The following is a 15,237-nucleotide window of genomic DNA, read 5'->3' on the forward strand; positions in this document are numbered from 1 at the left end:
GTTTCATCCGCGTCATCCGCGAACCTGGTTCTTTAATGTTTCAAATATTCTTAGATACAAACCTTTTCCCGATATAAGGCAATTCGCTCAACGGGAGATCGCGTTTAATGATGATTGCCAGGAAAATCAGGAGCAGGACCGTGCGATAGCCCAAGCGAAGGATTTCCGAATCGATCCGAGGCAACATCCCCGCCAGATAGAAAACGGTTGCCAGTATGCCGTAAAGTATCGCCGACTTTATATCGTAGCGGATCGGGAACTTCTTCTGCCCGATCACATAAGAAAGGATCATCATCAGCAGGTTGCTGGCAAAGGAAGCCCAGGCACACGCCATATACCCGTAAACCGGCGCCAGCAGCACGATCATCAACACCGTCACCACGCAACCGATCGTCGAGAAGTAGGCTCCCCACTGCGTCTGGTCGATCAGCTTATACCAGAACGACAGGTTGAAATAGATACCGAAAAACAGTTCCCCCAGCATCACGATCGGCACGACACGCAATCCGGGATAATACTTGGCGTCCACAAAATATTTCAGGATATCCAGATAATACATCACGCCCAAAAAGATAATCATCGAAAAGATGATGAAATACTTCATTGCCTCCGAATAGGCCTTCGTATTATCGTCATCCTTATTCTTGGCAAAGATAAAAGGTTCGTAGGCATACCGGAACGCCTGGATAAACATCACCATCACCACCGCCACCTTGAAACAGGCTCCGTAAATCCCCAACTGGGTAGCCGCATAGTCCTTATCTTCGAACAGGAAAGGAAACAGAATCTTATCCGCCGTCTGGTTGAAAATCCCGGCAATCCCTAATATCAGGATCGGGAACGAGTATCTCAACATTTGTTTCAGCAATATGAAACTGGCTTTCTCGCGCAGTCCGGGTATCATATCCGGCACCAAAAGCAAGAATGTCACCACCGAAGTAACCACATTGGCGACAAAGATATACTCCACCTGGTAACCGGGCACATACAACCAACCGATCGATCCCGGCGCATGCTCATACAGCCACGGGCAAGCGATCAGGAAGAATATCACCAATACGATATTCAGGAATATATTCAGCAGCTTGATCGCCGCAAAGCGAACCGCCTTCCCCTGATACCGGAGGAAAGCAAACGGAATGCAACAGAAAGCATCCACCGCCACGATCCCCGCCATCATCCCGATATATTCAGGGTGCGCACCGTATCCTAAGAAGTTACTGACCGGCGTCAGCGCACTGAACACAAACACCATAAACAGGACGGAAGTGAATGCCAGGCTGAACAACGTCGTCGCGTAGACCCGCATCGGGAGCTTGATCTCCTTCTTGTTCATAAACCGGAAAAAGCCGGTCTCCATCCCATACGTCAAGATCACCATCAACAAGGCTGTCCAGGCATACAGATTCGTCACAATCCCGAAATCGCTCTCGGTAGCCAGCACACGCGTGTACATCGGCACCAGCATCCAGTTCAGGAACTTCCCGACAATGCTGCTGACACCATAAATTGCGGTCTCCCCTGCGAGCCGCTTCATTCCTCCTGCCATAACTTAACAATTTATATCTGCAATAACATATTTCTGGCCCTTTCCCGATTTTATGAAATAATGATATAACTCCATAAAATCAAGGCTTTTAAATTAAGTATAAACAACAAAACATCAAAAAAGAAATATTTTCTGGCCCTTTTCTGGCCCTTTTCTAATTCTTTCCTTTGAGTGAAGCTTCTTTCATCACATTCAATCCAATATTCATCGCTTTTTGTAAAATCTTGACATTTTCTTCGTAAGCCGGACTCAGTATATAATAAGTACCTTTAGCCCGTCCTTTAGCCTGTAGCCATTTACGTTCCAACAACTTTTCCACCATTTTACGAATTTGTTTCCTTGTCAATCTGCCTTCAAACAAACAAACCATATCTCCCATTCTGATTTTTTCATATTTTTCCAAATAAGATCTGACAACATTGAATACCTGATCTTCATCCCAATCCGTACGTTTTACATATTCGGCTTGCTGGTCCGTAAAAACATAATAATCCTTAGCCAATAGATAATAAATACCACTCGTATGCCCTTTCTTTTCTATCAACTTGCGTTGTTGCAACGATAATAATGCCTGTTTGTCCAACTCGCTCCTCTTCACTCCCCGTTTTATCTGTTCAAGTGTTACAATTTCGAAAACGGACAGTTTTCTATCATCAGGTAAAGTGGACTGAACCGATTCAAGAAACAAAGCAAAAGCTTGATCCTCAATAATGGAAGAAAGACTTAAATAGACATTGAAATGATCAGATTTCGAATAATCCGGAAGTTTTTTACCCTCTGACAGAGTATTATAGAATATTTTGTCGATTCCTTGCCCGGAACGTTCAACCACTCCTGTCTTCTGCAAAACATCTGCCAATAAACGATTTCGAGGAGTACTCGGCACAATCAATAAGTTATCAATCGTTACCCCAATCGGAAAACTACCCGGGTTAACAATATCCAATCTTTTGGGATATTGCTTTATGACAATCTCTCCATTCCTTCTATAATCACGGTGAGCAATCGCATTATTAACAGATTCGCGAATAACCTCCTCGTTAAAAAAAGGAATATTAAAAATATAAGCTCCTTCCTGAACCGGAACACTTCCATTCCTCAAATCAATCATTTGCCACAGTTCATCTATCAACAGAAAAAAAGATTTACGGAAAGATAAACGATTATCAAAATGGATTTGCGACTCTGTATTACGATATTCCAACATGACGGCACATTGAGGTAGATATTTTTTTATAATATCTTCTTTTCCCAACAAAATCAAGGCAGCATTGGTCAACTTGCCCTCTCTAATCAGATCCAAATCAATTAATATCTGACGATCGGAAAGTGTTCGAAATCGAGGATTATTCTGTTTTATCGCATACTTTTCTTTCATCACCGCCAACGCCTGCCGATCCAAATCGGAAATGGTAAGTTCCTTACAAATTTGTTGAGAAAAATCAGGTTCTTGTTCCTGCAAGATCTTCAAAAGATGCTCATCCGACATCGGTTTCAACTCTTCACCGACACGCATCAAAGTAACATCTTCAAATTTGAAAACCCGTCCAGCCGGTCTCCCAGGAATCTCAATGACCAAAACTCGTTTCCCATCCTCATAAAGTTCATAAATAGTCGTACGAATAGACGTATCACGATAAATACGGGCTTCCAATTCACCGATTTCACCTTCACACTGCTTAGTCCCTATAACTTTATGAGGGAACTTATCGTGCATACCGATCACCAAATGCCCTCCACCTTCATTACATAAGGCTGTAACATATCCCAAAATACAACGTCTCCTTTCGGATGGTTCTGTTTTAGAACCTCCGTTATAGGCAATGTTTCCTCCTTCACCCTTTTTAAATTCAACGTGATCTTCGGATTCCTTCAACGACTTCAGTTGTTCTATCGTCACCATAATCAATCACAAAATAAAAAACCTTGTTCGCTCCCCTTGTTACGTCCCAGATGGGTATAAGCCAACTCCGTCACCTCGCGGCCGCGGGGCGTACGTTTGATAAAGCCTTCTTTGATAAGGAAAGGCTCGTAGACCTCTTCCAGCGTTCCGGGATCTTCTCCCAGGGCAGTCGCGATAGTCGTCAATCCTACCGGTCCGCCGTTAAATTTGTCGATGATAGTCGTCAGCAACTTATTGTCGATCTGATCCAGGCCGTAGCGGTCGATGTTCAGTGCCTCCAGCGCATAGCAAGAAATCGCCTTGTCGATCTCTCCGGACCCTTTCACCTGTGCGAAATCACGCACGCGACGCAGCAACGCGTTCGCTATACGGGGCGTACCACGGCTACGGGAAGCGATCTCGCGTGCCGCATTCAGTTCGCATTTCACATTCAGGATATCGGCACTGCGCAACACGATCTTCGTCAGCGTCTCCACCTCGTAATATTCGAGGTGCATATTGATCCCGAACCGCGCCCTGAGCGGACTTGTCAGCAAACCGCTACGAGTCGTCGCCCCCACCAGCGTGAACGGAGCCAGGTCGATCTGGATGGAACGGGCGCTCGGCCCTTTATCGATCATGATATCGATCCGGTAATCTTCCATCGCCGAATACAGGTACTCCTCCACAATCGGGCTCAAGCGGTGGATCTCGTCGATAAAAAGAACATCGTTCTTCTCCAGCGAAGTCAGCACTCCCGCCAGATCGCCCGGTTTATCCAGCACCGGCCCGGAAGTCACCTTGAAGCCGACTCCCAATTCATTCGCTATAATATTGGATAATGTAGTCTTTCCCAATCCGGGAGGCCCGTGCAGCAGCACATGGTCGAGCGCCTCCTTACGCATCCGGGCCGCCATCACGAAAATCTTCAGGTTCTCGACCACTTTGGCCTGTCCGCTGAAGTCATGAAACGAAAGCGGACGAAGCGCATTCTCGTACTCCCGCTCGCTCTCCGGAACCCGTGCATCCCTTATATCAAATTCATCTTCCATATTCTTATTACTTTGACAGGCAAAGATAATAAGAATTGCCGGGTTCTGAACTTGTGGAGATACTTGTTACAAGAAATAAGCCCGATCTTTCTTCACAAATCGCACATTACGATATGCAATTTTTAGCAAAAGCTGCACAATAGAACATGCAATTTACTATCTTTGTGGCAAAGAAAAACTTAAAAGAGAACAATGATGCAGAACTTATATAGAAACTTTCGTCTTCAATTAGAACTGACATCTACTGATTTCATTCGCTTCCTGCACGATAAAATCGCCTGGGACAGCAGATTAATAGCCATTGTCGGCTCCAGAGGAGTAGGCAAAACGACGTTATTGCTTCAACACATCAAAAAGTACGAAAAACCTGAAGATGTACTCTATATCACAGCCGATGATTTCTATTTCACCAATCATCGCCTTTTCGATTTAGCCTACCGGTTTTACACACAAGGCGGGAAAAAACTTTTTATTGATGAAATACATAAATACAAAGGATGGTCAACCGAGATAAAAAACATCTACGACCAGTTACCCGGCCTCCATGTCGTTTACACAGGATCGTCTATTCTGGATTTAGAAAAAGGAGGTGCAGACTTGAGTCGAAGGAAAGTGGAGTATCACTTGCCCGGTCTCTCTTTTAGAGAATACATCAATCTTACCCAAGGCTGGCAATTGCCAGCCTATCCGTTATCCGACATAGTAGCCGGGAAAGTACAGTTCCCATACGAAAAGGAACGTCCTCTTAAACTTTTCAAAAGCTATCTGCAAGCTGGCTATTATCCTTTTTTCACAGAAACGGAGTATCGCCTGCGATTAAGCAATGTCGTGAAACTCATGGTAGAAACCGACATACCTCAATTTGCCGAAATGAATGTAGCATCAGCTTTTAAACTGAAAAAGTTGCTTTATGCCCTTGCCCAAAGCGTACCATTCAAGCCTAATTATACCAAATTGGAACGCGACCTGGAAATCAGCCGGAACACATTGCCCGACTATCTGCTCTACTTGGAAAAGGCCGGACTCATCAACCTGCTTCGCGAAAAGGCGAATGGCATAAAAGTACTGGAAAAGATAGACAAAATCTATCTCAACAATACAGACATCGCCTACATGTTATCCGACACGACTCCGGATATAGGCAATATCCGTGAAACCGTCTTCTTTACTTGGATGCGTGTAGGGCATTTCATCACCTCATCCCCTATAAGCGACTTTGAAATTGACGGACGCACTTTCGAAGTCGGCGGACGAAATAAAAAAAAGGCACAAATAAAAAATGCAGTTGAAGGATATATAGTAAAAGACGACATGGAATATGCCTACCAAAACGAAATTCCTTTATGGATGTTCGGCTTCATTTACTAATGGAAATCGGGACAAAGATAGAAACTTGCAGATCACGTGTCCACCCCGATTTCATATAAGGGACTCCTTTCATTACATTGCAAGTACCCTGTTTGTATGTCAGAGCCAGATCGAAGTATTTGAAAGCATAGGCGGCTTTGACGACGACCGGCACGTCAAAGGCAGATTTGATTGTCTTCCCAATCATAATATTATCCTTAAAATGGAGAGTAGGCTCAACTCCCGCTCCTACCTTCAACCCCCCGATCAGATTATAATTCAGAACTCCGTTCAAAGCCATGTAATTTCTTGCAAACTTACTTTTGTAGCCTTTAACGGGAGTCGCTTTATTGCCAACCGAGGCAATTTCTCCCCGCTTCTGCCCATATAATAAGGCTGCATCCACCGATAAACGATGCTTCAATTCGATTTGCAACTGATATCCCACATGGAAAGAAGGTTTCATATCCGGTATATTAAACCCGACTTTGCCTTTAGACATCGCCTCATCCTTATACCAATCCATTGAAACACCACCTATTATCCCACTTCTCACTTTCCCATTTTGTGCGGAAACAGATAAACACACTAAACTCAACAATAAAAACATCACACTCTTTTTCATATCAACTCTCTTTTTATTGGTTTGACTTTGTTGATATGACTGGGAAAATGAGAAAAACCCCTATCCACGAATAAAGATTCTACTACTAACTATACGGCAGTTTCCTTTTTATCTCCGGTAAATCATATCATTTAGTCAGGGAATGAAATATTCCTGTTTTTCAGCCACTCATCAAATTCGTTTCCGACAATCTTTTCACCTGTCAAGCCATCCGCATACGAAGATGCCAGGAATAAAACCGGCTTGTTCATAACATCCGCTTTTAATATGGGAATGTTGTGCTGACTAAATAAATCTCTCATTGCATCCGTTGTCATTCCCGTATCGGTCACTCCGCCGGGACAAATCACATTGACCATAATGCCCAGATCACGAAGGTCTTCCGAAAGAATCTGTGACATTGTTTCTGCTGCCGCCCTCGAAGGTCCGTATGGAATCATTCCTTTCCGAACCATCGTACTGGTACTTGTAGAAACATTTACTACTTTTCCTTTTCCATTTCTAACCATTATCGGAATAAAAGCACGGGAAACCAGAAAATATCCGGTAAAGTTGGTTTCTACAATCGCATTAAATGTGGAAACAGGTATATCATAGAGCTGAAGTCCTAACTCCATGCCAGGAGCATTATTGCCGATGCCGGCATTATTAATAAGCATATTCAAGTGATCGAAATGCTCACCGAACCAAGTGGCGGCTGCGTTCACCGAATTTTCATCCCGAACATCGAGCGCAACAGCATGAACATCATATCCTTCTTTTGCCAGCTTTTCATAGGCATTATCTAATTTTGCTCCTGCTCTTGCTGCAATAACAACAGTTGCTCCATGCGACAGCAATTCTTTTGCCATTTCAAAGCCCATACCGCTGGAACTACCGGTAACAAACGCTGTAAATCCGTTTAGATTTATATTCATAATATTATAATTTTCTTTCTTATTATTGTGACAAACTGTTTATCCGGATATATGCCGGACTTGCTCAGTCTCTCACTTCAACTGATTCAACAAACTTCAGCAGTAAAACGGCCTGTTCCGCATGAAATGAAAGTTGGTCGAACAGTTTATGCGCTTTTAGCATCTCAATAGCAGCTTCAGCCGTAACGATTCCTTGTTCATAAAGCCGGATTGTCGCATACAACTGGTCGTTTGCAACAGGCCCCATTATCAAATCATAGCCACCTGCTTCTTTGCCTCTACGGTTATTGACCACAAACTCCAGCCATTCTTTTGTTGCACCTGTAAACCGAAGAACAGAGTATTCCTTATCGAGAATATTATCGGGAACCTCATAAACAGAAACGATCGCTTTTTCACTCTGTTCTCTATTCTTTTTCAGTAATGCCCATTTTTTTGCTTGTTCGAAATTGGTTGTCGTATAGAATCCTTTTCCAAAGTCCGTAGTTTTCCGTCCTTTTCGTATGCTTGGCCGTTTCACGGTTACTGTTGATCCATGATATAGTCTCATTTCTTTTTATGAATATAGGTCGTTATAGTATCTAATATATATTCTGTGTCTTGGGTATGAAGCATTTCAAAATTTTCATCCAAAAAATCAAAGACTTTATATTTGGAAAACAGTAACAAAGTTTCTGCCGCACTTCGTTTCTTTGCCTCCCTGTAATTTTCAATACAAAACATCTTGAAAAGCAAAACCTTCGTATCATCGTTTTGCTGTCGCTTTTCTTCAGTTTTTTCCTTTTCCAGTGTATCATAAAGCGATAACGTACTTGAATACCATAGTTTCGTTTTCTCATCCGACAGCAATTTGTACAATTTGGAAGAATAAATATAATACAGCGCATCTTCCAAAGACAGCACCTTTTTCTTCATAACCAATTCAACCAGTTCACGCATTACGAATGGGAGCATGGCCGAGTCAAGTCCTCCTTGATTTGTTTCCATTTTATCGTTTTACTTTTTGCAAACTTACATAAAAAACATCGTTTTACATACCTGCAAGAGTCTTTTTAACTCGAAGAGGAAATATTCTTAAAACTAAACTTTTTATCATACTTAGCTTATTGTACCGTTTCCCCAAATACCCGTTGGTCCAAATCGAAACAGTAGCGCATGAAATTTGATTTTATACCCCATATATTTCAAATTTTCCGCAAGGGTAATATTTTTTAAGAAACAAGATATTTGACAAAGTTTTGAATATTAGCGAAATACAAATATCCGTCTTTTAGGAGGGGTTATTGTAGTTTCATCACACATGAACTTGCGTAGAATATGCCGCTTTTCGGTTGTTGCAAGCTCCTTTCTCTACACGACAGCGAGCGTAGGGAACAAAATAGAATATTCCGGCATGATTACCCTGAAATTTTTATTTTCACAACCCTATATTTGAAAAAATTTTACATACTTTTGTAGAGCCATTTCAATATTATAATATTCTATAGCCATGAATACAAAATTTTTACTGTCTTCCGATAATAACAACCGCAGCGAACTTCTAAAAAAGAAGATCATCCACTATTATATTGCCAATGGCGATGCGACCATTGCCGATCTGGGCCGTGAAATGGACCTGAGTATTCCGACCGTCACCAAACTGGTCGCCGAGCTTCAGGATGACGGCTATATCCTGGACTTCGGTAAACAGGAAACCAGCGGAGGACGCAAACCGAACATTTATGGCCTCAATCCGGCATCCGGATATTTCGTGGGAGTCGATATGCTGAAAGACAAACTGAACATCGCAGCAATCGATTTCAAGGGCGACAAGGTACAACTCGAAGAAAACATCCCCTACCAATTCGAAAATACGCCTGCCTCACTGGAGCAGTTTTGCCAGATGATTGACGATTTCATCGTTTCATTGCCAGTCGAACGGAAGAAGATTTTGGCGATCGGAGTCAACATCACCGGCCGCGTGAATCCGACATCGGGCTATAGCTACAGCATTTTCTATTTCGAAGAGAAACCCCTTGCCCAGATTCTCGAAGAACGGTTGCAGGCGAAGGTTTTCATTGAGAACGACAGCCGGGCCATGACCTACGGCGAATATATGAAAGGAGCCGTGCAGGGAGAAAAGAACATCCTGTTCGTCAATATGGCGTGGGGGCTGGGACTGGGCATCATCATCGACGGTAATTTATACTACGGGAAATCCGGCTTTTCCGGAGAGTTCGGACATTTCTGCATGTTCGAGAACGAAGTGCTGTGCCATTGCGGCAAGAAAGGCTGTCTCGAAACAGAGGCTTCCGGATCGGCTTTCCACCGCATCCTGATGGAACGTCACCGGGAAGGCAGCAACACCATACTCGCCCGGAAGCTGGACAACGGAGAGGAAATCTCGCTCGACGACCTGCTCGAGGCGGTACGGAAAGAAGATGTGCTCTGTATCGAGATTCTGGAAACAATGGGGCTAAATTTAGGGAAAGGCATTGCCGGGCTGATGAACATCTTCAATCCGGAACTGGTCATTCTGGGCGGAACGCTTTCATTGGCAGGCGAATATATCAGCCTGCCGATCAAGAGCGCCATCCGTAAATATTCGCTCAACCTGGTCAACCAGGACACGGAAATCAGAATATCCAAATTAGGGGAAAGGGCAGGCGCATTCGGAGCCTGCCTCTTATCGAGAAGCAAGCTGCTCGGCATGATACATTATTAAAAGTAAAACACATTAAATCGCACAGATAATGGAAAAGATTAAAGGCTTAATTGATGCACCTTTCACACCGTTCTACGAAAACGGGGAAGTAAATTACGAACCGATAGAAGCGTATGCTAAGCTTCTGGTCAAAAACGGTTTAAAGGGAGTGTTTATCAACGGATCTTCGGGAGAAGGCTATATGCTGACCGACGAAGAGCGCATGAAACTGGCTGAAAGATGGGTAGAAGTGGCGCCTTCAGGATTCAAGGTCATCGTACACGTAGGCAGCACCTGCGTAAAAGCGAGCCACAAGCTGGCTGCGCATGCCCAAAAGATCGGAGCCTGGGGAATCGGAGCCATGGCCTCGCCATTCCCGAAAGTGAACCGGATAGAAGAACTGGTGAAATACTGCGAAGAAATCGCTTCCGGTGCACCCGGACTTCCTTTCTATTACTATCATATCCCGGCTTTCAACGGCGCTTTCCTGCCGATGGTCGAACTGCTGAAAGCGGTGGACGGGCGTATCCCGAACTTCGCCGGCATCAAATATACATACGAAAGCCTGTACGAATACAACCAGTGCCGCTTGTATAAAGACGGCAAATTCGATATGCTTCACGGACAGGACGAAACAATCCTTCCATGCCTGGCAATGGGCGGCGCACAAGGCGGCATCGGCGGAACGACCAACTACAACGGCAAAGAGCTGACCGGGATACTCGAAGCCTGGGCCGCCGGAGACCTCGAAACGGCACGCGAACGCCAGAACTTCTCACAGGAAGTGATCAACGTGATCTGCCATTATCGCGGCAATATCGTGGGCGGCAAGCGGATCATGAAGCTGATCGGGCTCGACCTGGGCAAGAACCGGACGCCGTTCCAGAATATGACGGATGCGGAAGAGGCCGCCATGAAAGCGGAGCTCGAAGCCATTCATTTCTTCGACAGATGCAATAAATTCTAAATCCATAAACGCCATGAACGACACGACAAAGCCGTCCGAATACCTGGAGTATTGGGGCGAAAAATACAAAAACGATTTACTGACCGACATTCTGCCTTTCTGGCTGAAATACGGTATCGATCATGAGAACGGAGGCTACTTCACCTGTTTGGACCGGGACGGCTCGCTGCTGGACACGAACAAGTCGGTCTGGTTCCAGGGACGGTTCGCCTTTATTCTCGCTTATGCTTACAACAACCTCGAAAAACGGGCCGAATGGCTGGAAGCTTGTAAAAACGGGATCGACTTTATCGAGAAATATTGTTTCGATACCGACGGCCGCATGTTTTACGAGGTGACGAAAACAGGAACTCCCGTACGAAAACGCCGATATGTATTTTCCGAAACGTTTGCCGCAATCGCCATGGCTCAGTATTCGATCGCTTCGGGTGACAAGAGCTATGCTGAAAAAGCGGTCAAGCTGTTCAAACAGATTCTCTATTACAAAAACACACCGGGCGCATTAGAGCCCAAATTCAGAGAAGGATTCGTTGCAAAAGGGCATTCCTTTTGCATGATCCTGATCGATACTGCCGCCCGCATCCGGGAGGCAGTAGACGATCCTGTCCTGACACGTCAGATCGACGAGTCGATAGCCGAACTACGTCGTGATTTCATGAAGCCGGAGTTTAAGGCCATCCTCGAAACGGTCGGGCCGAACGGCGAATTTATCGATTCGATTCCCGGCCGGACCATCAATCCGGGCCATTCCATCGAAACGGCATGGTTCATCCTCGAAGAGGCCAAGCACCGGAACTGGGACCCGCAGCTGAAGCAGATGGGGCTCACGGTCCTGGACTGGTCCTGGGAATGGGGCTGGGACAAAACACATGGCGGAATCACCTATTTCAGGGATTGCAAGAACCGTCCGCAGCAGGAATACTGGCACGACATGAAGTTCTGGTGGCCGCAGTGCGAAGCCATCATCGCCACGCTGTATGCCTATGAAGCGACAGGCGACCCGAAATACCTCGAAATGCACAAACTGATCAACGAATACACTTACGCCCGTTTCCCGGACAAGGAATACGGCGAATGGTTCGGCTATTTCCATTACGACGGGACGCTCTCGCAACCGGCAAAGGGGAACATGTACAAAGGTCCGTTCCACATCCCCCGGATGCTTCTGAAATGTAATCTTTTATGTAAGGAAATTCTTTCAGGGCTATGATAAACAATCGGAAATATTACCCTTGGATCGTTGTCGCCCTGCTTTGGGGCGTGGCTTTGTTAAACTACATGGACAGACAGATGCTTTCGACCATGAAGTCTGCCATGATGATCGATATTACCGAACTGGAATCTGCCACGAACTTCGGGCGCCTGATGGCGGTGTTCCTGTGGATATACGGCCTGATGAGCCCCGTCGCCGGTATGGTCGCCGACCGGATCAACCGGAAATGGCTGATCGTGGGCAGTCTCTTCGTCTGGTCGTTCGTTACGCTGATGATGGGATATTCGACTGATTTCAACCAGATTTACATTCTCCGCGCCATCATGGGAGTCAGCGAGGCATTGTATATCCCTGCCGGACTTTCGCTGATCACGGATTACCACCAAGAAAAGACGCGGTCATTAGCGGTCGGCATCCATATGACCGGGCTTTACACCGGACAGGCATTGGGCGGTTTCGGAGCAACGATCGCAGGAGCCTACAGTTGGGAAACGACATTCCACTGGTTCGGGATTATCGGGATCGCGTACAGTCTCGTATTGATCCTGTTCCTGAAAGAGAAAAAAGACCATACGGCCGTCAAACCGGATGCAGGACCCGGACCGAAAGAGAGTCCAGTGAAAGCGGCGATAAAGGGAATGGGGATGTTGTTCGTCAACATTTCATTCTGGATCATCCTGCTCTACTTCGCCACTTCGAGCTTGCCGGGTTGGGCGACTAAAAACTGGCTGCCGACTTTGTTCTCGGAGAATTTGTCCATCGATATGTCGGAGGCCGGACCATTGTCCACCTTCACGATCGCGATCTCTTCCTTCATCGGGGTGATTGCAGGCGGTATCTTATCCGACAAATGGATTCAGCGCAATGTACGGGGACGCATTTATACCGGTTCCATCGGGCTTGCCCTGACCATTCCGGCACTGCTGCTGTTAGGGTTCGGCACGAGTTTCGCGATGATTATCGGCGGCGGGCTTTGTTTCGGTATCGGTTTCGGCATTTTCGATGCCAACAACATGCCGATCCTCTGCCAGTTCGTATCGCCACGCTACCGGGCGACCGCCTACGGCATCATGAACATGACCGGGGTATTTGCCGGGGCGATCATCACAAAACTGTTGGGCGAATCGACGGACGCCGGCAACTTAGGACATGATTTCGCGATGATGGCCGGCTTGGTATTCGTCGCCTTGGTGGTGGAAGTCATCTTCTTACGCCCGAAAACAGTCAACATGACCGATAAATAATTAAAATAAAAACATCATGAGAAAGATCCTTTTCTATTTCAGCCTCCTTCTCTTCCTGCAAACGGCCTTTGCAGCCGACAGTTTATTTGTCAGAAAGCCGCAGATCCCGATACTGATCGACCGGACAGACAATATCCTGGTGGAAATACGCATACAGGCACACAAAGGAGACGTACTCAACAAGCTTTCCCTGCAATTCGAAAAGGGGATCGACCTGAACGACATAAAGGCTTTACGTCTTTTCTATAGCGGAACGGAGGCGACTTCCCGGCAGGGAAAGCATTACCGTCCGGTTGCCTACATTTCCAGCCATGCGGAAGGCAAGACAAAGGTTGCCAATCCCGCCTACTCCGTGAAGCAGAGCGAGGTGACGGATATCGCCAATGTCGTGACCTTCACCAGCAACCAGCCGATGGTGGAAGGAATCAACTATTACTGGGTCAGCATCGAAATGAAGCCTGAGGCTTCCCTGCTGACTACCTTCACCGTCCAGATGCCGATGGCGGAAATCAATAACATGCCGGCGGCAATCGTGTGGGACGGCAAACCGGATGTCCGCCGCATGGGAATCGGTGTCCGCCATGCCGGTGACGACGGGGCCGCAGCCTACCGTATTCCGGGACTGGTGACAACCAATAACGGGACGCTCTTGGGCGTGTACGATATCCGCTACAACAGCAGCGTGGACCTGCAGGAAATGGTCGACATAGGGGTAAGCCGCAGCACCGACAAGGGACAGACCTGGGAACCGATGCGCGTGGCGATGACGTTCGGCGAAACGGGCGGCCTGCCCCACGCACAAAACGGAGTGGGCGACCCGTCTATCCTGGTGGATGAAAAGACAAATACGATCTGGATCGTGGCCGCCTGGACGCACGGCATGGGAAACGGACGTGCCTGGTGGAACTCCATGCCGGGCATGGAACCGGACAATACAGCGCAACTGATGCTTGTCAAAAGCGAAGATGACGGCAAGACCTGGAGCCGGCCGATCAACATCACCTCGCAGGTGAAAGATCCTTCTTGGTACTTCCTGTTGCAGGGACCGGGCCGGGGCATCACGATGAAAGACGGGACGCTGGTTTTCCCGATCCAGTTCATCGATTCCACCCGCGTACCGAATGCCGGCATCATGTACAGCAAAGACCGGGGAAGCACCTGGCATCTGCATAACCTGGCACGCACGAACACGACCGAGGCGCAGGTTGCCGAAATCGAACCGGGCGTCCTGATGCTGAACATGCGTGACAACCGGGGAGGCAGCCGCGCCGTGGCCATCACCCGCGACCTGGGCAAGACCTGGCACGAACATCCGTCCAGCCGCAGCGCCCTGCAGGAACCGGTTTGTATGGCAAGCCTCATCCACGTGGATGCCAAAGACAACATAACAGGAAAAGACCTGCTGATCTTCTCCAACCCGAACACGACGAAGGGACGTAACCATATCACCATAAAGGTAAGTACGGACGGAGGCATGACCTGGCCGCTCTCCAACCAGGTGACGCTGGACGAAGAGGAAGGCTGGGGCTATTCTTGCCTGTCCATGATCGACAAGGAGACGGTCGGCATCTTCTACGAATCGAGCGTCGCCCATATGACTTTCCAGGCCGTCAAGCTGACCGACCTGGTCAAATAATCCGGCATGAAACGCATACTGTTCATATTGATAAGTTTATATGTAGGGATATTGGTCGCCTGTGCAGCCGGTATCCCTCATTTGCTTCCCTGGCCGCAGAAAGAGGCTTGGAACGGAGAAAA

13 protein-coding genes are annotated in these 15,237 nt (G+C 46.7%); 6 read left to right on the forward strand and 7 right to left on the reverse strand.

Annotated features, from left to right (window positions below):
• Nucleotides 1-40: 40 nt before the first annotated feature.
• From RDN79_RS14130 to ruvB, 3 genes are all read right to left on the reverse strand, one after another.
• Nucleotides 41-1,549 carry a lipopolysaccharide biosynthesis protein gene (locus RDN79_RS14130; RefSeq protein ID WP_298550992.1) on the reverse strand — a complete coding sequence of 503 codons (1,509 nt, stop codon included), beginning with the start codon at nt 1,547-1,549 and terminating at the stop codon, nt 41-43.
• Nucleotides 1,550-1,703: 154 nt separating this feature from the next.
• The gene (locus tag RDN79_RS14135) at nt 1,704-3,452 is read right to left on the reverse strand and encodes an ATP-binding protein (protein WP_298550994.1); all 1,749 of its coding nucleotides are present in this window, start codon (nt 3,450-3,452) and stop codon (nt 1,704-1,706) included.
• Between the two features lie 2 nt (nt 3,453-3,454).
• Nucleotides 3,455-4,483: a Holliday junction branch migration DNA helicase RuvB gene (gene ruvB, locus RDN79_RS14140; protein ID WP_298550995.1), complete on the reverse strand. Its 1,029-nt coding sequence runs from the start codon at nt 4,481-4,483 to the stop codon at nt 3,455-3,457.
• 195 nt (nt 4,484-4,678) lie between these two features.
• Between ruvB and RDN79_RS14145 the strand changes: the two genes are divergently transcribed.
• Nucleotides 4,679-5,851, forward strand: coding sequence for an ATP-binding protein (locus RDN79_RS14145; protein ID WP_298551068.1), 1,173 nt, complete (start codon nt 4,679-4,681; stop codon nt 5,849-5,851).
• On the opposite strand, the gene RDN79_RS14150 is transcribed toward RDN79_RS14145, so the two are convergent.
• The 4 genes from RDN79_RS14150 to RDN79_RS14165 form a co-directional block, all read right to left on the reverse strand.
• Nucleotides 5,841-6,356: a hypothetical protein gene (locus RDN79_RS14150; protein ID WP_308573245.1), complete on the reverse strand. Its 516-nt coding sequence runs from the start codon at nt 6,354-6,356 to the stop codon at nt 5,841-5,843. The two genes, RDN79_RS14145 and RDN79_RS14150, sit on opposite strands and share 11 nt — an antisense overlap.
• A 230-nt stretch (nt 6,357-6,586) precedes the next feature.
• Nucleotides 6,587-7,372 (reverse strand): SDR family NAD(P)-dependent oxidoreductase, encoded by a 786-nt coding sequence (locus tag RDN79_RS14155; RefSeq protein WP_298550999.1) that lies wholly within the window; start codon nt 7,370-7,372, stop codon nt 6,587-6,589.
• A gap of 64 nt (nt 7,373-7,436) precedes the next feature.
• Nucleotides 7,437-7,922: a DUF3990 domain-containing protein gene (locus tag RDN79_RS14160; RefSeq protein WP_298551001.1), complete on the reverse strand. Its 486-nt coding sequence runs from the start codon at nt 7,920-7,922 to the stop codon at nt 7,437-7,439.
• Nucleotides 7,919-8,359, reverse strand: coding sequence for a DUF3791 domain-containing protein (locus tag RDN79_RS14165; RefSeq protein WP_298551003.1), 441 nt, complete (start codon nt 8,357-8,359; stop codon nt 7,919-7,921). Before RDN79_RS14165 ends, RDN79_RS14160 begins: the two co-directional genes overlap by 4 nt.
• A gap of 502 nt (nt 8,360-8,861) precedes the next feature.
• Here RDN79_RS14165 and RDN79_RS14170 point away from each other — a divergent pair.
• The 5 genes from RDN79_RS14170 to RDN79_RS14190 are packed head-to-tail and all read left to right on the forward strand — an operon-like array spanning nt 8,862 to nt 15,115.
• On the forward strand, nt 8,862-10,076 hold the full coding sequence (locus RDN79_RS14170; RefSeq protein WP_298551005.1) for an ROK family transcriptional regulator: 1,215 nt from the start codon (nt 8,862-8,864) through the stop codon (nt 10,074-10,076).
• Between the two features lie 28 nt (nt 10,077-10,104).
• A complete protein-coding gene (locus RDN79_RS14175; RefSeq protein WP_298551007.1) occupies nt 10,105-11,022 on the forward strand; it encodes a dihydrodipicolinate synthase family protein in 918 nt (305 codons plus the stop codon).
• Nucleotides 11,023-11,035: 13 nt separating this feature from the next.
• The gene (locus RDN79_RS14180) at nt 11,036-12,232 is read left to right on the forward strand and encodes an AGE family epimerase/isomerase (RefSeq protein ID WP_298551009.1); all 1,197 of its coding nucleotides are present in this window, start codon (nt 11,036-11,038) and stop codon (nt 12,230-12,232) included.
• Nucleotides 12,232-13,479: an MFS transporter gene (locus RDN79_RS14185; protein WP_298551070.1), complete on the forward strand. Its 1,248-nt coding sequence runs from the start codon at nt 12,232-12,234 to the stop codon at nt 13,477-13,479. The genes RDN79_RS14180 and RDN79_RS14185 overlap by 1 nt, the downstream gene beginning before the upstream one ends.
• Nucleotides 13,480-13,495: 16 nt before the next feature.
• Nucleotides 13,496-15,115 (forward strand): sialidase family protein, encoded by a 1,620-nt coding sequence (locus RDN79_RS14190; protein WP_298551011.1) that lies wholly within the window; start codon nt 13,496-13,498, stop codon nt 15,113-15,115.
• Nucleotides 15,116-15,237 lie beyond the last annotated feature (122 nt).

The sequence above is a fragment of the uncultured Parabacteroides sp. genome, assembly GCF_902493135.1.
Lineage (GTDB): Bacteria > Bacteroidota > Bacteroidia > Bacteroidales > Tannerellaceae > Parabacteroides.